Source organism: Bacillus jepli, assembly GCF_047238305.1.
GTDB lineage: Bacteria > Bacillota > Bacilli > Bacillales > Bacillaceae_L > Ferdinandcohnia.
The window spans coordinates 4,816,655-4,838,131 of record NZ_JBDFMO010000001.1 but is presented as its reverse complement, the minus strand read 5'-3'; the positions used below and the strand labels follow the sequence as shown (position 1 = coordinate 4,838,131).

The window sequence follows — 21,477 nt, the reverse complement described above, 5'->3', positions numbered from 1 at the left end:
ACCCCGACCACCGGTATCATTTAGTTAAAATTTAGTTACGATTAATAACACAAACACCCGAAAATGTTGATTTTTCAACGTTCTCGGGTGTTTTTTGTATATCGCTATAAAATAGGATAAGAAACATCTGGCCTCCCATACTTCTCTGGCAAAGCGACATTAATAAATGTTACTTCCACTGTTAAGATCAAGCGTCTTTAGCATGATAAAAGCTTTATCCGACTATGGACTGGTGCCGAATTTCAGAATTTTTAGGTGGCCAAAAGAGAATAATGATAGAAAATGATAGTGTAAAGAAGGTTTATGATGAATCCCAAACAATCAAAAGGGTTAGCCCCTTCTATGATTAAGCAAGCACTTCAAGTAAATAAGAAACCCTTTCCTTGGTTAAAAGCATTTAGGGCGGGGTTAGCGGCTGCCTTGCCAGTTATAATAGGGTTAGCCCTTGGTAATTTGCAATATGGATTAATCGCTGGTCTGGGTGGCTTTACCTATTTGTATGTGTTTAATATTCCATATGCACAGCGAGCAAAGAAAATCTTTTCGGTCGTTCTCGGATTGACGTTTGTTACCTATTTGGGAACGATTAGTGCACCATATCCGCTAGCAGTTGCTATTCTGATGGGAATCATTGCAGCAGTAGTCATTTTCGTGTTCGGCGCCTTAAAAATAGCCGGCCCTTCCGCCATCTTTTTTGTATTAGTTTTTGCGATGACATCGGGAATGCCGATTAATCCAGATGAAGCATTTTTACGAGCTGGATTAGTCTTTCTTAGTGGTTGTTTATCATGGATGATTGCCATGACCGGGTGGTTTTTTAACCCTCATGGTCCGGAATCTAGTGTTGTAACTAGAGTTTATTTGCAATTAGCGGAACTGTTGGATTCTGTTGGAACTACTAAATTCAATGAAGCTACGCATAAAGTGATGGAGGTACTAAACGACTCCGAAGAGACTCTTTCAGCAAGTTATATTTCATGGCGGACCACTGACATGTTTAATCGATTGTATCTATTAAATATGTATGCAAATGAGTTGTTTATTTCAGTTGTGGAAAATTTCTCAAATGCATATGAGCCATTACCAAAAGAGCTAGGGCAATCTACTCGAATGCTTGCACATTCCTTAAACAAACGTGAAAAGCAAGAAAAGCCAAGAATATTACAGCCCGAGAAGTTAGAAGCACAGGTAAGCGAGCTGTTCACTACCATTTATAATGCAGATGCAATCCTTAATGAACCCATTAGTAAGATTAAAAAATCGATTCAATTTCATAGACCCTCTCTAAAAACGATTGTTTTGGGGGCGTTTGATAAAAATTCAATCGTATTTATTTCATCAGTACGACTTGGAGTAATTACGGCTATCGCTGCGATCATCGCCTATCAATTTGGATTTGAACGATCCTACTGGGTGCCGTTATCTTGCTTAGCGGTGATGTCGGGTGCAACAATTGTCGCAACCTTTCATCGTGCAATTCAACGATTTTTTGGTACAGTAATTGGAATTGTCATTGCAGGGTTTATTTTATCCTTTCATCCATCTGGTTTTGTAATTGCATTGTTTATATTAGTATTAACATTTATTACCGAGTTGTTTATCGTGAAAAATTATGGATTAGCAGCCCTTTTCTTTACGCCAAATGCACTGTTAATGGCTGAAACCACAAGTAACCAGTTGTTTAGTTTTTCCTATTTTGCACAGGCGAGATTTATTGACATTATCATCGGGAGTGCGATTGGTTTATTAGGGGTTTATCTCGTGGGTAGAAAATCTGCTTCGAGCCGAATTCCACATTTGCTGAGCAAAACACTTCGAAGTCAAGCACAGTTTTTAATGGTGCTTTTTTCAGATCAGGGTGAAGGATTTCATGCAAGACAGAGTAGAGAAAGATTGAAAATGAGAATAAATTTAAGTAATTTGCAAACCTTGTATACCACCGCATTAGGTGAGATTCCCTCTAATCGTATGGCGTTAGAATATTACTGGCCGATTCTTTTTTCAATAAGGCATTTAGGATACCTATTAGAAAATTGTTCAAAAGAATCTAATCGTCTGATCCTTTCCGATGAAAAATTAGCACAAATTTTATTTGTATTTGAAACAATGGCAAATGCTGCAGCACGAAATGTCTTGCCAAAACAGAAAGAAATCCCTGAAATAGAGGGCTATCCTAGTATACATAAGGAAATCCAATTTCTACAAAAAGAACTAGGTAGAACGCGTGGGTAAGGTAGGTTAGGGGCAGTGCTTTCTCCAGCTTTACCCATGTTTATCGAAATTGCGTTGAAACATGCAAGAGACTGGTCATGTGCAGGCAAATGATTGGCTTTCAACTTACATAAAGTACTCCTTAACAGTTGGATATTCTTCTCCCAAAGAAGGGATATTAATGAAGAATTATATCAACTTTAAATGGAGTGAAGAAGATGGATTTCCATTACATAAGGAAGGTAGTTTTATGTTCAATGGCGTTTGCGTTGGTAGTACCAATTGGGCTATTAGAGGTACAGGCCCAAAAAAACGTGCATGTTGAAACAAGAACAAAAGCGATCTTAAAAATGGAAGGAAAACGATTTAGAGATTTAAATGATAATGGAAAGCTTGACCCGTACGAAAATTGGGAGTTGTCTACCGAAAAACGGGTGGAGGATTTATTGTCTCAAATGACATTAGAAGAAAAAGTTGGGATACTTACGATTAATGAATTTCCAAAAAATAAAGATGGTACGTTAGTGTTACCCAATAAATTTCTTGACCAGCATACCCGTTATTTTATTTATAGGGAAATGCCGAGTGCAAATGTTATTGCAAACCATACAAACCAATTACAAGTAGCGGCGGAAGGCTCAAGACTAGGAATTCCTGCTGTAGTCATTTCTAATCCAAGAAATCATCCTTTAACGATCCCTGTAATTGAAGAGCCAGGACAGTTTTCTCATTGGCCTGATACTTTAGGGTTAGCGGCCTCACGTGATTCGGGTATGGTAAGAAGGTTTGGTGAGATAGCTGCGAAAGAGTGGAGAGCTGCAGGAATTCATAAGATGTACGGCTATTCAGCCGATGTCGCAACAGACCCATTATGGGCAAGAAATCAAGAAACGTTCGGGGAGCATCCAGAACTTGTATCAGGTATGGTTTACAATGTGATTAAAGGTTTTCAAGGTGATGTATTAAGTGAAAACAGTGTATCATTAACAACGAGACATTTCCCAGGTGGGGGAGATCGTGCAGAGGGAAGGGATCCTCATTTTAAAGAAGGACAATATAATATATATCCAACCCCTGGTAGCTTGTTAAAGTATCATATACCACCTTTTAAGGCAGCAATAGAAGCAGAGACAACCTCTATTATGCCTTATTATGCATACCCAAGTAACAAAAGTGCAGAACAAGGATTACCACCATTTAGTGCAAATCAACAGTTTGAAGAGGTTGCTTTTGCACTAAATGAACAATTCATTAATGGCTATTTGAGAGATGAATTGAATTTCTTAGGTTATGTTAATTCGGATACAAGTGCGGTGATTGATCGAGCGTGGGGTGCACAGAATTTATCGTTAGAACAGCGCTTTGCAAAAGCAATTAATGCAGGAACCAATATTTTTTCAGGGGTACCCAATCCAAAACCGATTTTAAATGCTGTAAATCAGGGCTTAGTGAAGGAAGCGCAAATTAATAGTTCAGTCACTTATGTCCTAACGGAAATGATGAAATTAGGGCTTTTTGAAAATCCATATGTGGATCCAGAACAGGCTTTAACTATTGCCAATAATCCAGAATCCCAAAAGGTTGCAGATGATGCGCATCGCAGATCGGCTGTACTCATGCGGAATGATAGAAATCTACTGCCATTAAAGGATGAGACTATATCCAATGTGAGACTATACGTTGAAATGTTCCCTGGAGGAGAAAACGGGCAAGAAACAGAGAAATTAAAGCAAAAAATAAGAAATCACGATAAATCTATTACGATCGTGGATAATATAAAAGATGCGACGCATGCCTTTGTTTGGGTCAAACCATTTCAAGACTTGTTTGCAAATAAACCTTCTGTAGTGATTGGTCCCGAAACGGGTGTAGAGCAAGTAAATCGAATCGTAGAAATTCAACAGACAGTTCCTACTGTAACAGTCATTAACTTTTCCAATCCATGGCTAATAAACAGGATTGAACCAAATGCAGCTGCCATAATAGGAACGTTTGGTACAAAAACAGAGGCAGTCGTAGAACTGATTCGTGGAAAATTTAATCCTGTAGGAAGACTTCCTATTACCATCCCTGCTAGTCAAGAAGCAGTGAATAAGGAAGCAGGTGATGTACCTGGATATGATGAGGATCCATCTTATACGTATCAGGATAAAGCAGGAAATAGGTATCAATATAATTTTGGACTTACTTATTGAGTGAAATGAATGGTAACAAATCCCACTAGCATTGGTAGATGTAGTGGGATTTTCTTTGTAAGAACACGACAAAATAACACCACTCTATTCATTTATGAAATTTGTATGGTATGCTAATTTAAAAGTTTACACAACGATGACTACGAACAGAGGGAATTCAATTGAAAAATAGAGCAATAATAAATAAACGAAATGTAGATAACAGTTTTGCGGAGGAATTGAAGATTAGAGGATCTGTGAAGAAGGATGCTAATAAAGTAGCTGAACTTATTCATATCGCCATTCACGATATTGCGGAGCAACTGACTGGTCAAACGAAGAAAGAAAAGATTCGTAAAACGCTGTCTCAATATTTTTGTGAAGAGAATAATCGTCTTAGCTATCAAAATATCATTATTGCCGATATTTTGGGAGAAGTAGCGGGGATTCTCATTATTTACCCAGGAGAAGATGCTCCTCGTTTGGACGAGCCTATCTTGAAACGATTAAAAAAGAAGAGTAGGAATGAGAAGATTTTTTTAGATAAAGAAGCCGACGAAGGGGATTATTATGTAGACACCATCTGTGTGGATGACCGGTTTCGAGGCTATGGAATCGGAACATTGCTCCTAAAAGAATCTGAGAAAATCGCATTAGAAAAGGGGTATTCAAGGGTTTCTTTAAATGTTGCACATGATAATCCAATTGCAAAGAAACTATACAAACGAATGGGCTATAAGGAACAAAAAGTCATCCAAATTAATCAACATCCCTATGATTATATGGTGAAGATTCTTAGAGATGAAGAATACATGCATTTTGCTTAGATAAAACTAGTTAAATAAAATGCCTTTTTCATCTCCTTTGTGTTGGATCTTATGATTAACCATCATATCAATCAGCGGGGTCGTACTAAAGAATACTAATAGTAGTGCCTGACCTACTGTGAAGGTTACAAATCCCTAATAATTCTTCAAATAAATCGCAAGAATGCTTTATTTTATATTTTTGCGTTATTTAATTTGTAGTTTTGTTGCAGGAAATCCTTGTATAAAGGTTCACTCTCGAGAACAATTGAATATTTTTTAAATAATATTCTGATTATGGAATTACTACATGTATTTATCCATCCAAGATATTAAAAAACGTAATCCACTGACTAGCATTTTACACGTATAAAAGCAGATAAAAAGGTATAAATCTCTTTAATTTTGAGATATTATACCTTTTTTGCTTTAGGGAACAAAGCTGAGTCTATGAAACTACACTATCAAAATGATAGATGGTCATTAACATTTATTATCTTTTTTTAGTGTCTTCGTCAAATGAAAAAGGAAGCGTGATTTTCTTTTTTTCCAGTATTTCGCTAAGTCGTTTCAAATTTGATATGGAACTGTTAGAATTTTTTCTGCCAATTTGGATAATGAGTGTTTCTAAAATGGTAAGTGTAGGTATGACAGAATATTGTTTTTTGCTAGCCTGCGTGCATAATGTTGCGGCAGAATAGGAAGCAGCAGGTGAAGAGAGGTGATCTGTAATAAGGATTACAGGGTGCCCCTCCTTATGGCAAAATTCTGCAGCTTCTACGCCAAGAGTTGTAAAGGGTGCGTTATCAATAAGTAATAAAACATCTCCTTTCTTGAAACGGATCAATCGGTCATATAAAAATTCAGTATCATGACTTAATTGTGACATTTTGGGATAAAACTCCTCTAACAAATAGCCGAAATACATCGCTAACGCTTTATTAGAACGAGCACCTAGAATATTCACCCGTTCCGCATTTAACATAATGCTGACTGCCTCATCAAAATTTGTAAGTAACGATGGCTTTAAAGTTTGATCTAAAATATCTTTAACCTCTGTAAATGTATCAATTAATATGTGTTCCCCTACTCCATTGTCTGTAAAGGACTCCTGTAAATGCCACCAGGCAGAGGGATTTAATTTCACAGATGCATCCAAAATTTCCTTTTTTAAATCCAAATAACTTTCATATCCCAAATTATTAATAAATCGCATAACCGTTGTGGTACCAACATTGGCATTTTTGGCTAATTCTGAGACGGTTAATAAACCAATTAATTGATGGTTTTCAATTAAGTAGTCACACAATTGGGCTTGTTTCTTAGGTAGGGTGCTTCTTAAATCAAGCAGACCTTGAAGCAGTTTATCGTAATTTTGAATTTCTGCTTTTAAATTCTCCTTGTTCATTGAATAGCTGAACTTCCTTTCTGTGTTTTTTCTTTCAATATTTAGTAAATTCTCCTTATTACTATCTTAAATGAACCTAACGCTATACAAAAGAGGAATATTTTTGATTATTTAAATAAATATGGTTGATTTTATTCCTTATATACACTATTATAATATTTGAAATAGAAAGAAAAATTAAATAATTTAAATTTGGAGGCTGAAATCATGTTAAATCAAGAAACTATTTTAGCTAATGAAAACGAAGTGTCTAGTAAGGAAGTTGTTGTAAGGTGGCTGTCCCAGGAAGAGTGTATTCAAGGTGGCGCTACAGATATGGAAATGATTTTGGAATATGTGGAAAAGGTGAATTTATGGCTTGCTGAGGGTAAAGTCGTGGAACCGGAACTACTCCACTTATTATGGGAAGAAGGTCAGTATTCCGGTAAACGTATTGGAGTTCATGCGGCGCTCATCCGTTCTGAAGAAATGCATGTTGCAGCTGTAAAGGGGATTCCAAGTAACCCAATGAATCCAGTTAGATACCAGACTCCTCGATCAAACGGAATGATCATTCTTTATAACGAGGATACAGGTTATCCGTTTGCAGTAATGGACGATACAATTGTAAGCGCATTACGAACAGGTGCATCGAGTGCATTAGGTGCTAAATATTGTGCTCGACCAGATTCTGAAATTTTAGGCTTAGTTGGCTGTGGTGTTATTCAAAATGCTCATATTGAAGCTACAAGTAAGGTCATGAAAAAAATAAAAACAGTGCGGTTATTCGATATGAATAAGGATAGAGCTCAAAGTTTTGCAGATAAATGGAAGCACTTGGGATATCGATTTGAAATCTGTAACGATGTGGAAGAGGCAGTTGCTCAGTCCGATATTGTTTATACGGCAACGAACGTTAACCTAGGCAATGAATATATCCCTAAAGAATGGATTAAGAAAGGATCATTCCATTCTGGAGTTTCTATGTGGGACCATAAGGATGAAGCGATTCTAGAAGGATTTAATAAATACTGTATGGATTACAAACTTCGTCTTAAGGATGATAAATATCCACTATCCGAATTAACAAAGTCTAAGAAACTAGATTCTAATCAAATTATTGAATTGGGTCAGGTCATTAAAGGAAATGCAATTGTCAGGGAAAATGATGACGACAGTGTGTTCTTCGTAACATTAGGAATTTGCGCAACGGATACGGCGAATAGTTACCGAATTTATCAAAACGCAAAAGAGAAGGAAATAGGAACCTTGGTAAAACTTTGGTCGAACCCAGCCATGTTCTAAGGCTGACTATCCAACAGGATTAAAATTCACATGTAATAGGAGGGTAGGAAGATGACAATAGCTCCTTTCAGGAATGAAAAAGAAATAAATTGGAAGTTGCCAGAGAATAGAGAAGAACTGATGCAGGAATTAACAAGGGTGACGGAGGAGTTCTCCAAACAGTATCCTTTGATTATCGATGGGGAAGAGATTCATACCGAGGATAAAATCGCCTCTATCAACCCGAGTCAACACGATCAAATACTAGGATATATGAGTCAAGCAAACCAAGAACACATTCAGGAGGCTATTACAGGAGCTTGTAAAGCGTTTAAAAGTTGGGGGAAAACCTCATCTAGAGAACGAGCATTATACCTGTTGAAAGCCGCAAATGTGTTTAGACGCAGAAAGACAGAGTTCATGGCATGGCTTATATATGAGTCCGGTAAGAATATCGTTGAAGCCGAGGGAGATGTAAATGAAGCGATTGACTTTTTAGAAATATATGCTCGTCATGCAATTGATTTGGGGAATCAAAAGGAGCTTATTTCTATTCCAAAGGTTGAAAATCGCATGCTGTACATCCCACTCGGAGTTGGGGTAGTTATTCCACCATGGAATTTCCCGCTAGCTATTCTTACAGGGTTAACTACATCAGCAATTGTAACAGGGAATACGGTGTTGGTAAAGCCAGCTGGAGTTACTCCAATGATTGCTGCGAAATTCATGGAAGTAATGAAGGAAATCGATCTCCCGGCAGGAGTAATTAATTTCGTGCCGGGAGCTTCGAGGGAAATAGGCGATTTCATGGTAGGGCATAAAGATATAAATTTCATATCCTTTACAGGTTCCAAAGAGGCCGGGGTGCACATTGATGAAGTGGCCCATCGCAGGATACCAAAACAGCGATGGATTAAAAGGGTTATATCGGAAATGGGCGGAAAAGATGGCATAGTTGTGGATGAAACAGCAGATATTGATTTAGCTGCTGATGGAATTGTGACGTCGGCCTTTGGCTTTCAAGGTCAAAAATGTTCCGCAGGATCAAGAGCGATCATCCATGAGGCAATCTACGATGAACTGGTTAAAAAGATTATTGATCGGGTAAAAGAACTAACAGTCGGCCCTGCTATTGAGAATCCAGATTTGGGACCAGTGATTGATGAGAATGCTTTTAATCAAATCAATGAATATATTGAAATTGGTAAACAGGAGGCTACCCTTGCTATCGGGGGTTCTTCAGATAAAAGTATAGGTTATTTTATTCAACCAACTGTTTTTATAGATGCACATCCACATTCACGAATTATGCAAGAAGAAATTTTTGGACCGGTATTAGCTATTAGTAAGGTTTCTGATTATAAAGAAGGCATTGAGGTTTATAACGATACTGAATACGGGCTAACGGGTTCATTCTATTCAAAGAAACGCGATCGGATTGAATATGCATCATTAAACATGGAGTGTGGAAATCTGTTCATTAACGGAAAATGCACGGGGGCAATTGTAGGTGTACAGCCATTTGGAGGGTACTATATGTCTGGAACGGGTTCTAAAACAGGCACAGTAGACTTCTTGATGAATTTTGTCCAAGCGAAAACCATTTCTGAAAATTTATAAACCTAGTTGTTTATCAAAAGGAGGTATTGAAATGACAGTTAAAACAACAATTGAAGGCGGATGGCCAGCCGACGCAAAATTTGAGCCAACATTTAAAAGTTATGAGTATTTTGATAACGCTTACTTTCAAAAAGAATTAGAAAATATCTGGTTTAAGACATGGTTATGTGCAGGACATGTGAGTGAGATCCCGAATGTTGGTGATTATTTTACGGTTGATATTGCAAAGGAAAATTTAATTGTCATGCGTGCAAAAGATGGTTCCATCCAAACGTACTATAATGTCTGTCGTCATCGAGGATCCAGATTATGTGAGGAACAAACGGGAAATTTCAAAAAGGGGTATGTGGTTTGTCCATATCACAGTTGGGTTTATGACGGACAAACCGGAAATTTAGTAGGGACCCCGAATATTCCAGCTAGGGATTGCAGTTTCGACAAGAGTGAATATCCACTTGTTAAGGCCAAAACAGAAGTATGGGATGGACTAATTTGGATAAACCTTGACGAAAATGCGCCTTCTTTGAAAGTTAGTTTTGCGTTGCCAGAATCATGGTCATTATATGAAAAGTGGGGCATGAAGAATTTAAAAATTGGGGCACAAAAGACCTATCAAGTAGATGCAAATTGGAAGTTAATTATGGAAAATGCATCAGAGTGTTACCATTGCGGTCCTATCCACCCTGGCTTAAGCACGTGTACTCCACCTGGTTCACCAAGGCAATATATTGATGAAAATATCCCAGGTAGTGAGGTTTTAAAACATGTCGGGGGAATGAAAGTAAGAGATGACTTCCAGAGAGCAAACTTAGATGGAAAGGCATACCGCCCTAACTTTCCAGGGCTAGATAACGAGGATGCTAGAGTTCTATATTATGTTCATTTTTACCCACATTCGTATATATGCTTAGCCTCAGATTATGTATTTATTGCGGCTATGTTCCCGATAAGTACGGATAAGTCGATTGTGAAAGGATTTTGGCTGTTCGAACCCGAAGTGTTGGAAGAAGAAAATCCAGCGATTCAAGATGCTATTGATATTTGGGCAATTACGTGTGAAGAAGATTGGAAAGCGTGTGAATGGGCTCATGCGGGTAATCAATCAAAGATCTATAAAGACGGAGGGGTTTTAACACCAATAGATTGGCGTGTTGCCAACTTTAAAAAATACGTTCAGGAAAAAGTGAAGGAAGCTCCAAATCCACAACTAGACCTACCATAATTTGAGTACACAATAAGGAACGGTTTCAATGACTAAGCAGCCGTTCCTTTCCTTTTTTGAAAGTGCCTCTCGTTCTGAAGTCAACAAAAGTAAACCCACTCATTAATTCAAAAAACGGATGTTTTGTATGGAAGTACAAACAGGTACTTTATTTAACAAAATAGCACATTATGAAAAAAGAACAATCTGTGTGAAGTCTTTAAAAATGAATCGTTCAAGATCAAAAGCTGCAGAAATCATGTTTTGCACATTTTAAAAGAAAAAAGGAGGATGAGTTTTGTTTAAAAATAAGGTTTTTATGGTTGCGCTACTGTTAAGTTTAGCATTTATCGTGGTAGGTACAATGTTTAAAGATGGATTGATGAATACCGCCACAAGTATTTTGAACTTCATTATTACTTATTTTGGGTGGTTTTATCTATCAACTGGTTCTCTATTTGTAATTGTGTGTTTGTATTTAATGTTTTCAAAGTACGGGAAAATAAAGCTTGGAGACCCTACAGATCAACCTGCGTATGGCACAAAGACATGGTTAGCAATGTTGTTTAGTACGGGAATGGGTGTAGGCTTAGTATTTTGGAGTATTGCTGAACCTGTAATGCATTACATGAACAACCCATTCACTGAGCCAGGTTCTGATGAATCTGCAGAATTCGCCTTGCAAAATACGTTCTTTCACTGGGGTATTCATCCTTGGGCAATATTCGGGCTCGTGGGATTAGGCATGGCTTACTTTCAATTCCGGAAAAAACTGCCTGCCTTAGTTAGTTCAATTTTCTATCCTATTTTAGGAGATAGAATATATGGTCCGATCGGGAAGACAATTGATACGTATTCCATTTTTGTTACGACTTTAGGTGTTGCAAGTACCCTGGGCTTAAGCTCTCTACAAATTGCGGGTGGTTTTAATGTTGTATGGGGGATTCCCAATACATTAACCTTACAGATTACAATCATTAGTTTTGCAACCATCATTTTTGTCATTTCTTCTATTACAGGAATTAACCGAGGAATTAAAATATTATCAAACATTAATATGGTTATTGCCGTGGGACTCATGCTTATGCTCCTTTTAATAGGACCCATGACAACCATTTTAAGTCTGTTTGTTAGTACAACGGCTAGTTATCTAAATGATATGATCAGTTTGAGTTTTAGATTGACCCCATTTAGCGAAGATAAACAAAGTTGGATTACGAATTGGCCGGTGTTTTATTGGGCTTGGTGGACAACTTGGGCTCCGTTTGTAGGCGCTTTTATCGCAAGAATCTCAAAGGGACGTACGATTCGAGAATACGTGCTGGGAGTGTTAATTGTTCCGTCTTTCGTTTCCTTTGTTTGGTTTTCCGTTTTAGGAGGTTCAGCGCTTCATCTCATTCATGATTTAGGGATTACTGCATTAGGAGAGAGTGTAAATGCTGATATCACTTCCGCCTTATTTCAGTTCTTTGAATACTTACCGCTTTCCACTCTATTAAGTGTTATTACGATGGCGTTAATCATCATCTTCTTTATAACATCTTCGGATTCTGCAACATTTGTGTTAGGAATGCTAAGCGATAAAGGTAATCTAAATCCTCCAAATAAATTAAAGGTCCTTTGGGGCGTAATCATTGCAGGCTCAGCAATCGTGTTTCTTTTAAATGGAGGTCTAGATGCAGTGAAAACTTTCTCAATTGTTGCTGCTGCTCCATTTACTTTGTTAATGATATTCATGTCCTATTCTATTTATAAGTCTGTGAAGGGAGAAATGAATGAGACGACTATTCAGACGACCCAAAAGGATAAAAGTGTATCTTGAACCATGTAGGTAAGGACCATAAGGGTTACAGATAATTAGATTAAAAGGCTAGTGAAATAAAACCTATAATTAAAACGGAAAGCGTTTACAATAAAGGTGGCTAGTCGATCGAAATGATGCACCTTACTAACATATATGGGAAGGAACTTTTTAACTTATTTACAGTAAGTCGCATGTATGAACTGAGAGAAGAAGATACTCTCTAAGGAAGAAAGAAAACAAATTGAATCGTAATCGTTGCTTGAGAAGTGTTCTATAGAAGAAAATAAAGTGGGTATACATCAAAAAGTGGGGAGTCCTTCATCCCCACTTTGTTTGTGTTGTATCATCTCCAAGCTACCCGCATCCTGAAAATCTATTAGAAACCTACCTACCTCTCCAATTTATATTTTTTTATTTTTAGATATAGTGTATTTCGACTGATTTGTAGGATGTTAGCGGCTTTCGTAATATTCCAGTCTACAGAATGTAAAGTATGTAAGATCGCCATTTTTTCAGTGTTCGTCAATGAAAGGGAAGTGTTTACTTCTGAACTTCCACGAGTAGGGTGACGCTCAAATTCATCTTCAAAATGTAAATCCTCACCGTGAATTATGTTATCTTCTGCAAAAAACGAGGCCTGCATAAGAACACTTTTTAGCTCCCGTACATTACCTGGCCAGTGATAGGAGATGAGTTTTTGCTTCGCATCCTCCGATAAAGTAATAGAGGGCGTATCTAGCTTGGTTATTAAATGTTCGGCTAGCTCGATAATGTCAGTTCGATTTCGTAGAGGAGGCAGTGTAATAAAAATCCCTCTCAACCGATAGTATAAATCCTCTCTAAATCTTCCTGCTTGTACTTCCTCGCGCAAATTTTTATTGGTTGCAGCGATAACTCTCGTATCAATGACTTTAACGGAATCTCCGCCAATTCGGGTTACCGTTTTTTCTTGTAATACGCGAAGTAAGGCGGCTTGTGCCTTCAAGGACATGTCGCCAATTTCATCTAAGAAGATCGTCCCGCCGTCAGCAAGTTCAAATTTGCCAGGAGCTCCTTCCCGCCTTGCACCTGTAAAAGCACCCCGTTCGTAACCAAATAATTCACTCTCAATCAAACTATCAGGGATGGCACTGCAATTAACTGCAACAAATGGTTTCATTTTCCGTGTTCCTGATGTATGTAAAGATTGTGCGATTAATTCCTTGCCCGTTCCGCTTTCTCCATAAATGATGATCGGGTACTCAGATAAGGCAGCTTTTTTAACAATTTTCCTTACTTTTTCTATTTTTGCACAGGAACCAATAATATCAGAGATGGTATAAAGCTTTTTGTCCTGGGAGGATTTAGTGCTATTTCTATGAAAGGAAACAACAGACCGAAAAACTTTATTTGAATAATCGTCTACGATATTGACCGAAGAGCCAGCTTTCATATGAAACTCCTGTCCAATACAATCATCGCCTAATAGTTGCTGGGCGGGTTTGTTTGCGCGAATAATTCTTCTTTCATGATTGAGTGTAAGATGTGGAGTTGAGCATACATTCGCTGTAATTTCCAATTCTTTTAAGGCCAGTAGCTTTTCTCGGTTGACATGGTCCATGAGCAATCGGTTTTGCACAGCTTCGACAATCATACTCGCTAAAGAAACCATCGAAGGATGAAATAACTCTTTCCTCGCACTTATATTAACTGCTCCGATAAATTGGCCACTTGGAGAAAAGATGGGGCTTGCCGCACAGGTGAGAAAGTGATTCTTCACATGGAAATGGTGTTCTGCGTGGGTGATGATGTTTTTTTTCTCATAAATGGCAAGTCCAATGGCATTTGTCCCTTTTACTTCCTCTGACCAATTTGAGCCAATCGAAAAATAGTCAATGGATTCATCGATATCGAGATTCCCTATTTTATGAATGATTGTCCCGTTACCGTCAGCGATTACTGTCACAATTCCACTTGAATGAATGGTAGGATAAAGCTTTTCTAAAATGGCAGTCGTATGGTTGATCAAATTCTCATTCTCTGTTAGAACCTCTTGTAATTTCTTGCCCGTAAATTTGATATCCTTAATTGGACCGGTGGGTGAAAGTCCAAACCTTTGACATCGTTTCCAAGAAAGATCAATAATGTTCCTTTGATTGAAAAGATCGACGGATGACATGAATATACCTATCCCCCTTAAATACTTTCCTTGCCCATTTATGTGCGAAAATCATATTTTACATCTATTATACTATTATTCCATTATTTTGAAAGTGATGAATATTTTGTCCGGTGTGTACTAAAATAGGACACAAGCTGTTCAAGTTCTGAGCAGCATTTTTATTAGCAATACTTAAAAAGTTCCATTTTAAAAGGAATTATGATTGGCACGATACTTGCAAGTATATAAGTTGTCTGACTCATATTCTTTTAATGGAGGGGAAAAAGATGGTAGGAAACAGAGCGGTAGCGTATATGGGACCTGGTAGAGTAGAGGTAATGGATATTGGTTATCCAGATTTAGTGTTAAGAGATGGACCTGGAGTAAATCCTCTAAACGTAGGACGCAAATGTGAACACGGGGTTATTTTGAAGGTAGTTACAACCAATATTTGTGGAAGTGACCAGCATATGGTAAGAGGGAGAACAACAGCTCCTGAAGGACTAGTGCTAGGGCATGAAATAACGGGAGAAGTCATTGAAGTTGGCGGTGATGTGGAATTTATTAAAAAAGGTGACCTAGTGTCGGTCCCATTTAATATTGCGTGTGGACGATGCCGGAGCTGTAAAGAGCAAAACACACATATTTGTGAAAATGTAAATCCTGATCGTCCTGGTTCAGCCTATGGGTATGTAGACATGGGTGGATGGGTAGGAGGTCAGTCTGAATATGTGATGGTACCTTATGCTGACTTCCAATTATTGAAATTTCCTGATAAAGATCAAGCGATGGAAAAAATTAAAGATTTAACGATGCTCTCTGACATTTTTCCAACAGGTTATCATGGGGCAGTGAGCGCAGGAGTTAAACCAGGCTCTACAGTTTATATTGCTGGAGCAGGTCCTGTTGGGCTAGCAGCTGCACATTCGGCACAACTTTTAGGGGCTTCTGTCGTGATTGTTGGAGACTTAAATGAAGAAAGACTTGCCCAAGCAAGAAGCTTTGGCTGTGAAACCGTAAATCTACGTAAACATCCTGATTTGGGAGAACAAATTGACCAAATTTTAGGTGTTTCTGAAGTTGACTGTGCGGTCGATTGCGTAGGATTTGAAGCATCTGCTCATGGTGCGAATGCGGTAGAAGCACCAGCAACTGTATTAAATTCAATAATGCAAGTCACACGTGCTGGGGGACGCCTTGGTATTCCAGGTCTTTATGTAACCGGAGATCCAGGTGGAGTTGATGAAGATGCGAAAATTGGTACATTGAGAGTTCGTCTAGGATTAGGATGGGCAAAAGCGCATACGTTCGTAACCGGACAAACACCAGTCATGAGATACCACCGTGACTTAATGCAAGCGATTTTAAGTGGAAGAGCACAGATTGCAAAAGCGGTTAATGCAACCGTTATTTCTTTAGAAGAAGCGCCACAGGGATATGCGGAATTTGATAAAGGTGCTTCAAGAAAATATGTAATTGACCCTCATGGACTTGTGAAGTAATGGTGGCTGCTGATGGAGACACCCAGCCTGTTCAAACGGTGTTTTGCTGAAGGGATCGGAACGGCTTTATTAGTACTTATTGGTCCTGGAACAGCTGCATTTAATGGAATTATTACAGCGAATAACAACGAGTCTACAACATTAGCAGATATTGGAGTTATTAGTTTTGCCTTTGCCATTGTTGTGATGGCAATGATTTATTCCATTGGTAGATTAACGGGTTGCCACATTAACCCAGCTGTTACAATCGCATTAGCCTCGACTGGTCATTTTCCATGGAAAGAAGTAGGACCATATCTCCTTGCACAATGTGTGGGTGGTACCATTGGGGCGTTTGGCATTGTAACGGTTTTAGGCATGGACGGAGTACTGTTAGGTAATTTAGGGGCTACTGTACTTGCACCAACTACTGGGTATTTTCAGGGAATTGTTATCGAAGCCATTGCAGCGTTTATTCTGATGTTCGTCATTATGGGAGTTGCCGTAGACTCCAAGGCTCCAAAGGATTGGGGAGGACTGGTTATAGGTTTAACAGTTGGAGGGATTATCATGATGACTGCCGGTGCTACGGGAGCCTCCTTTAATCCTGCACGAACCTTCGGACCTTATCTTGTAGATAGTCTGTTAGGTGGCAATATCAGCTGGATCCAATTCCCTGTTTATGTCATTGGTCCAGTCATTGGTGCCATTGCAGCTGCGGTCGTTTATACGTATATGACCAGTTCGAAAAAGCTACCGTTATCAAATGAAACTTCTCAACATGAAGTAGTTAAATAGAGTGATATAAAGGTGATAGTCTCTGCCGTAACCCAATGGGGAGGCGACTATCACCTTTTTTGGTTTTTATGGAGGTTAATATGAAGGAATATTGGAAGTGTCATTCAAAAACATGAATGTCTATTTCTTGAGCACGACTTTGATGGAGATGAAATTTTTAGTAAAATAAAGGAAAGTGTAATTAAAAATGAAGCATTTTCAAACATTGAAAAATTACAAATAATTCTATTACCAATGATGAAAACGAGAACGTCCACAAGCTCAATAAGAGCATATGAACTTACACATACTCTACAGAAATATCATGATGAAGACATAGCATTTTATTTGATTGGAGCAATGGTTGCGGTCAATTATAACAGAATTGAAGATCTAGAAAAGAAAAGAATATTGGAGGTGCTGGAAATGGCAAAGCCATTCGAAGAACTTTATAAAAAATTTGAGGATCGAGGATTTGAAAAAGGGATCGAAAAAGGAATTGAAAAAGGAAGACAAGTAGGGAAGCAAGAAGGAAAAAAGGAAGAAAAGATTGCAATTGCAAAGAAACTCTTAATAAAAGGTTTGGATCCTGAAGCAGTTGTGGATATAACAGGATTATCACTCCGCGAAATTGAAGAACTTCGTAAATCTTAATTCGGAGTATTGTGTCAAAGCACCAGTTTGTCTAATAAAAAGTAACATCACGGTATGTAATGAGGGTCAGGCTTCCGTTAATAGCCAGGTAACTATCAACGGAAGCCTGACTCCTAAATTTACTTGGAAAAGCTATAACAGCCAAAGTTTTGGAACAAGGCAGCTTTTCAAATGGAAAGCTATCTCGACGCCAATGACCTTTACTTAACTCCAACTATGGCACACCCTCCGTCAAAGTTAGGTGAAATCGATCAAACTTTTAGTAGCCTGCAACATGTGCTAGGTAATCGAATTAAAATTCCTCATAAACTGCAGGATCCTGATTGGCAATCCTTCCATCTGGCTGGCTTAATGCTGAAATCATAGCCATTTCTGCATCGTCTAGTGAGAAGTCAAAAATAGAAAGGTTTTCTACCTGGCGAACTGGTGATGCTGATTTAGGAATGGAAATCGCTCCAAGCTGATAATGCCAACGTAAAACGATTTGTGGAATCGTCTTCTTATGATGTGCAGCGATCGTTCGAAGTGTATCGTTCTCTAGGTCTTTAATTCCACGAGTGAATGGGCTCCAAGATTCTGTCGCAATATTTTTTTCTTCATGATATTTTCTTTGTTCAGCTTGGTTAAAGAACGGATGTAACTCAATTTGGTTAATGCTTGGTTTGACACCGGTCTCTTTTTCCAAACGATCTAAGTGTTCAGGTAAGAAATTACAAACCCCGATTGAACGAATAAGTCCCCATTTTTTAGCATCAATCAAAGCTTGCCAAGCTTCTACATATGTATCTTTGCTAGGGTTTGGCCAATGAATGAGGTATAGATCATAATAATCAAGATTCGCTCGATAAAGAGATTCTTGAATAGTTGCCTTTGCTTTGTCGTAATTGTGATAGCGACCAGGGAGTTTGGAAGTAATGAGTAATTCTTGTCTCGGTACAGAACTACGGCGAATTGCTTCTCCTACCGCTCCTTCGTTTTCGTAATTATAAGCTGAGTCAATCAGACGATAGCCATTATGAATCGCACTGACGATGGCATTTACTCCATCATTTCCTTTAAGCGGGTATGTACCAAAACCAATCACAGGAATATGTAAGCCATCATTTAACGTAACCTCAGGAATTCTAATTTCCATAAAACAACACTCCCCTCCATTAATATCGCAATAATATCACAATCTTGAAAATTACTCTATTTTGGAGGTTTGTAATAGAGGGAGGTGTCCACTATTATTGTTTCATTCGATCCCTTCTCCTAAAAACGCCGGAACCGTTCCCGCGTTTTAGGAGAAGAAGCTGTTAGTAAAGGATTTCTCAGTATAACAGCTTCCTAGATAACTAAATTATTAAAAAAACTTTAAAAGCCCTCCCATTTGTCTTAGCATATTAATTCCGGTTGTAACCTTTCCTACGTGTCCCATAACCGTTTGTAATCCTTGAAGTCTAGAAGCTGGTGCCTGTTGATTTTGAGTTGTAAAAAAAGAACGAGGCTGCCTTCTAATTCCATTTGGAGGTCCAAATCTTCCTGGAGGGAATGGTCTCCTTCCTGAGTTTGGAGGATAAAATGGCATATTTAATCACCTCCTGTTAGTTTCTCATCTCCAGTAACCTTCCTCACTAACATATGACAAGTATCTTTGAATTGATTAGACATTAAGATAAGTTGTCTACAAATAATACATATACCTACCATAACAATTAGCTATGTCCTTCAGCTCAACCATAAGAAAAGAGCCGAAATGATGCAGGTTGTTAACCACCACTTGCGTATTTTGGCTCTTTTTTACATACATAAAAGATTTCGTAAAAAAGTAGTTATTAAAATGATAGAATAATAGGTAAATAGTGGGAACTTGGTTGTGTTGGAACTAAATTTTGGGACTTCTGTGAGAAGAATATAAAACGTTTGCAAAACAAAAGGGGGCGATGGTTGGTGTTTGATTACAAGCAATATGACGGGTTGGGGTTAGCCGAGTTAATTCAAAAGAAAGAAGTGAAGGTAGAAGAAGTACGGGAGGCGGCGATTCGTGAAATTGAAAAGAAAAATGGTGTGCTTAATGCCGTTATTGATACATTTTACGATGATCTAAAGGAAGTTCCTCACGCCGAATCAACAGGAATTTTTGCGGGTGTTCCTTTCTTAACGAAAAGTATTAATCAGGAAGTAAATGGTCGTCCACTAGGAAGTGGTTCGAAACTCCTGAAAGAAATTCTTGCCGATCATGATAGTGAGTTTGTTCGTCAAATTCGGAATACGGGTGTCACGATTTTAGGACAGACGAATGTTCCAGAGTTTGCGTTAATGGGAATAACGGAGCCTGCATATTATGGACCTTCAAGGAATCCGTGGAATACGGATTATACACCAGGTGGTTCAAGTGGAGGATCAGCAGCAGCAGTCGCATCGGGAATGGTTCCAATTGCAGGTGCAAATGATGGCGGCGGTTCGATTCGGATTCCTGGTGCCTTTTGTGGATTATTTGGTTTAAAACCTACTCGTGGTCGCACACCAGTTGGTCCTGATAGAGGTCGGGTATGGCAGGGCGCATCAGTCGATCATATTTTAAGTCGCTCTGTTAGGGATAGTGCAGCCATGCTAGACCAGTATCAAATGGACCGGGCCAATGCGTTTATGGCGCCGCCTTTTAATGGGTCTTATTTAGAGGCATCGATGACGCCTATAACAACTCCGCTAAAAATAGCATTTGCAACAGAGTCTCCCTTAGGCACCACTGTTGATCAGGAGTGTAAGGAGGCCGTACATAAAACGATAAAGCTACTAGAAGAGATGGGACATACCGTTGTTGAAAAAGCAGCGCCAGTAGACGGTAAAAGATTAGCGAATAGCTATTTCATGTTGTATTTTGCAGAAGTGGCTACAACCTTGACTGCACTTGAAGATGTGATTGGACGGAAGGTCACATTTAACGATGTAGAGCCAGCAACTTGGATGCTGAATTTACTTGGAAAAGCTGTGTCTACAGAAGAGTTTTTAGCAAGCCTGAAGTTTTGGGACCAGGCGGCTCTCCAAATGGATAGCTTCCACGATGACTATGACCTTTACCTAACACCAACTACTGCCTACCCTCCATCAAGGATAGGTGAACTCGATCAAACACCTTTTGAAAAAGGACTGATCAAAATTGTAGGAGGTCTAAGGTTAGGAAGAATCTTGAAAAAGTCAGGCTTTGTTGAACAATTGGCAAACAAAAGCCTCGAGAGAACACCATTTACCCAGCTTGCAAACTTAACCGGCCAACCCGCAATGACTCTACCTATGCATCTTACAAAGGATGGTCTCCCATGTGGTGTTCAAGTTATGGCAAGGCGTGGCCGTGAAGACCTTCTGTTTCAGCTTGCAGGTGAACTTGAAAAGACAGATTCTTGGGTTCTGGTGAAAGAGTATCCTGGTTTTTAAAAAATGGTCTTTCGTCAGTACACTATTTGTTACGACAACAGGGGCTGCCCTCAGTTTTCAAGACAAACCAGAAAAAGCCATTACAATTCCTTCTTGTAATAGCTTCTGTTACAGTTGGTGGTTTTGGGGTATTTTAGTAGATTCCACCGTACGGAGGATTCACGGCCTATACTTTTATTACTCAAAGTAAAAACTCCTTTGTAGAAGACTTGTTTGTTTAGGGAACAAAACAAGGTCAACAACTTCTACAATAGGAGTTTTTTTCTTGTGTATAAATACTTTCTTTTGAAAATATGGAATTACTTTAAAGGTGTGCAAGGCCAGTGGGTCAGGCCCATTTTAAATAAATTCGAAAATCTTCGGGGCGTCACTGTGACAGAACTTTAAAACTATTCCTAATTTAGTTTTTCATATATACTTATTTTAAAAGGTTTATTAGAGGCAGATAGTAGTCAATTATGTCAATATGAGTAATTAAAAAAGGAGAAAGAAGTCTGATACCATTATTGCATCTATCATGA

The 21,477-nt window shown here is 38.5% G+C and carries 15 protein-coding genes; 11 read left to right on the top strand and 4 right to left on the bottom strand.

All coding sequences use genetic code 11. From position 1 onward, the window contains the following. The first annotated feature begins 342 nt into the window (after positions 1–342). From ABC371_RS24590 to ABC371_RS24580, 3 genes are all read left to right on the top strand, one after another. The gene (locus tag ABC371_RS24590) at positions 343–2,232 is read left to right on the top strand and encodes an FUSC family protein (protein WP_412899228.1); all 1,890 of its coding nucleotides are present in this window, start codon (positions 343–345) and stop codon (positions 2,230–2,232) included. A gap of 197 nt (positions 2,233–2,429) precedes the next feature. Next, positions 2,430–4,406, top strand: a complete 1,977-nt coding sequence (locus ABC371_RS24585) for a glycoside hydrolase family 3 protein (RefSeq protein WP_412899227.1) — start codon at positions 2,430–2,432, stop codon at positions 4,404–4,406. A 161-nt stretch (positions 4,407–4,567) separates the two neighbouring features. Further along, a complete protein-coding gene (locus tag ABC371_RS24580) occupies positions 4,568–5,212 on the top strand; it encodes a GNAT family N-acetyltransferase (RefSeq protein WP_412899226.1) in 645 nt (214 codons plus the stop codon). 472 nt (positions 5,213–5,684) lie between these two features. On the opposite strand, the gene ABC371_RS24575 is transcribed toward ABC371_RS24580, so the two are convergent. After that, entirely contained in the window at positions 5,685–6,599 is a 915-nt protein-coding gene (locus ABC371_RS24575; RefSeq protein WP_412899225.1) for a MurR/RpiR family transcriptional regulator, read from the bottom strand. Between the two features lie 207 nt (positions 6,600–6,806). On the opposite strand from ABC371_RS24575, the gene ABC371_RS24570 reads away from it, so the two are divergent. The 4 genes from ABC371_RS24570 to ABC371_RS24555 all read left to right on the top strand — a co-directional run bounded on the left by ABC371_RS24570 (position 6,807) and on the right by ABC371_RS24555 (position 12,505). Beyond that, positions 6,807–7,883: an ornithine cyclodeaminase family protein gene (locus ABC371_RS24570; RefSeq protein ID WP_412899224.1), complete on the top strand. Its 1,077-nt coding sequence runs from the start codon at positions 6,807–6,809 to the stop codon at positions 7,881–7,883. A gap of 51 nt (positions 7,884–7,934) precedes the next feature. Beyond that, the gene (gene pruA / locus ABC371_RS24565) at positions 7,935–9,482 is read left to right on the top strand and encodes an L-glutamate gamma-semialdehyde dehydrogenase (RefSeq protein ID WP_412899223.1); all 1,548 of its coding nucleotides are present in this window, start codon (positions 7,935–7,937) and stop codon (positions 9,480–9,482) included. Between the two features lie 31 nt (positions 9,483–9,513). Then, positions 9,514–10,704: an aromatic ring-hydroxylating oxygenase subunit alpha gene (locus ABC371_RS24560; RefSeq protein WP_412899222.1), complete on the top strand. Its 1,191-nt coding sequence runs from the start codon at positions 9,514–9,516 to the stop codon at positions 10,702–10,704. A 277-nt stretch (positions 10,705–10,981) separates the two neighbouring features. Beyond that, positions 10,982–12,505 carry a BCCT family transporter gene (locus ABC371_RS24555; RefSeq protein ID WP_412899221.1) on the top strand — a complete coding sequence of 508 codons (1,524 nt, stop codon included), beginning with the start codon at positions 10,982–10,984 and terminating at the stop codon, positions 12,503–12,505. A gap of 370 nt (positions 12,506–12,875) precedes the next feature. On the opposite strand, the gene ABC371_RS24550 is transcribed toward ABC371_RS24555, so the two are convergent. Further along, positions 12,876–14,645 carry a sigma-54-dependent Fis family transcriptional regulator gene (locus ABC371_RS24550; RefSeq protein ID WP_412899220.1) on the bottom strand — a complete coding sequence of 590 codons (1,770 nt, stop codon included), beginning with the start codon at positions 14,643–14,645 and terminating at the stop codon, positions 12,876–12,878. A 269-nt stretch (positions 14,646–14,914) separates the two neighbouring features. Here ABC371_RS24550 and fdhA point away from each other — a divergent pair, with 269 nt between their 5' ends. From fdhA to ABC371_RS24535, 3 genes are all read left to right on the top strand, one after another. Next, positions 14,915–16,129 carry a formaldehyde dehydrogenase, glutathione-independent gene (fdhA, locus tag ABC371_RS24545; RefSeq protein WP_412899219.1) on the top strand — a complete coding sequence of 405 codons (1,215 nt, stop codon included), beginning with the start codon at positions 14,915–14,917 and terminating at the stop codon, positions 16,127–16,129. A 12-nt stretch (positions 16,130–16,141) separates the two neighbouring features. Continuing rightward, positions 16,142–16,906: an MIP/aquaporin family protein gene (locus ABC371_RS24540; protein WP_412899218.1), complete on the top strand. Its 765-nt coding sequence runs from the start codon at positions 16,142–16,144 to the stop codon at positions 16,904–16,906. Between the two features lie 405 nt (positions 16,907–17,311). Beyond that, entirely contained in the window at positions 17,312–17,539 is a 228-nt protein-coding gene (locus ABC371_RS24535; RefSeq protein WP_412899217.1) for an RpnC/YadD family protein, read from the top strand. 292 nt (positions 17,540–17,831) lie between these two features. Here ABC371_RS24535 and ABC371_RS24530 read toward each other — a convergent pair whose 3' ends face one another. Together ABC371_RS24530 and ABC371_RS24525 are read right to left on the bottom strand one after the other, a co-directional pair. Then, positions 17,832–18,674: an aldo/keto reductase gene (locus tag ABC371_RS24530; RefSeq protein WP_412899216.1), complete on the bottom strand. Its 843-nt coding sequence runs from the start codon at positions 18,672–18,674 to the stop codon at positions 17,832–17,834. A gap of 210 nt (positions 18,675–18,884) precedes the next feature. Continuing rightward, positions 18,885–19,109, bottom strand: coding sequence for a hypothetical protein (locus tag ABC371_RS24525; protein WP_412899215.1), 225 nt, complete (start codon positions 19,107–19,109; stop codon positions 18,885–18,887). 362 nt (positions 19,110–19,471) lie between these two features. On the opposite strand from ABC371_RS24525, the gene ABC371_RS24520 reads away from it, so the two are divergent. Beyond that, the gene (locus tag ABC371_RS24520; protein ID WP_412899214.1) at positions 19,472–20,956 is read left to right on the top strand and encodes an amidase family protein; all 1,485 of its coding nucleotides are present in this window, start codon (positions 19,472–19,474) and stop codon (positions 20,954–20,956) included. Positions 20,957–21,477 lie beyond the last annotated feature (521 nt).

What these genes read in the sequence shown, in the direction of transcription:
- ABC371_RS24590 (WP_412899228.1), top strand. Translation starts at nt 343, where the DNA reads ATGATTAAGCAAGCACTTCAAGTAAATAAGAAACCCTTTCCTTGGTTA.
- ABC371_RS24585 (WP_412899227.1), top strand. Translation starts at nt 2,430, where the DNA reads ATGGATTTCCATTACATAAGGAAGGTAGTTTTATGTTCAATGGCGTTT.
- ABC371_RS24575 (WP_412899225.1), bottom strand. Translation starts at nt 6,599, where the DNA reads ATGAACAAGGAGAATTTAAAAGCAGAAATTCAAAATTACGATAAACTG.
- ABC371_RS24570 (WP_412899224.1), top strand. Translation starts at nt 6,807, where the DNA reads ATGTTAAATCAAGAAACTATTTTAGCTAATGAAAACGAAGTGTCTAGT.
- pruA (WP_412899223.1), top strand. Translation starts at nt 7,935, where the DNA reads ATGACAATAGCTCCTTTCAGGAATGAAAAAGAAATAAATTGGAAGTTG.
- ABC371_RS24560 (WP_412899222.1), top strand. Translation starts at nt 9,514, where the DNA reads ATGACAGTTAAAACAACAATTGAAGGCGGATGGCCAGCCGACGCAAAA.
- ABC371_RS24550 (WP_412899220.1), bottom strand. Translation starts at nt 14,645, where the DNA reads ATGTCATCCGTCGATCTTTTCAATCAAAGGAACATTATTGATCTTTCT.
- fdhA (WP_412899219.1), top strand. Translation starts at nt 14,915, where the DNA reads ATGGTAGGAAACAGAGCGGTAGCGTATATGGGACCTGGTAGAGTAGAG.
- ABC371_RS24540 (WP_412899218.1), top strand. Translation starts at nt 16,142, where the DNA reads ATGGAGACACCCAGCCTGTTCAAACGGTGTTTTGCTGAAGGGATCGGA.
- ABC371_RS24535 (WP_412899217.1), top strand. Translation starts at nt 17,312, where the DNA reads ATGGCAAAGCCATTCGAAGAACTTTATAAAAAATTTGAGGATCGAGGA.
- ABC371_RS24530 (WP_412899216.1), bottom strand. Translation starts at nt 18,674, where the DNA reads ATGGAAATTAGAATTCCTGAGGTTACGTTAAATGATGGCTTACATATT.
- ABC371_RS24525 (WP_412899215.1), bottom strand. Translation starts at nt 19,109, where the DNA reads ATGCCATTTTATCCTCCAAACTCAGGAAGGAGACCATTCCCTCCAGGA.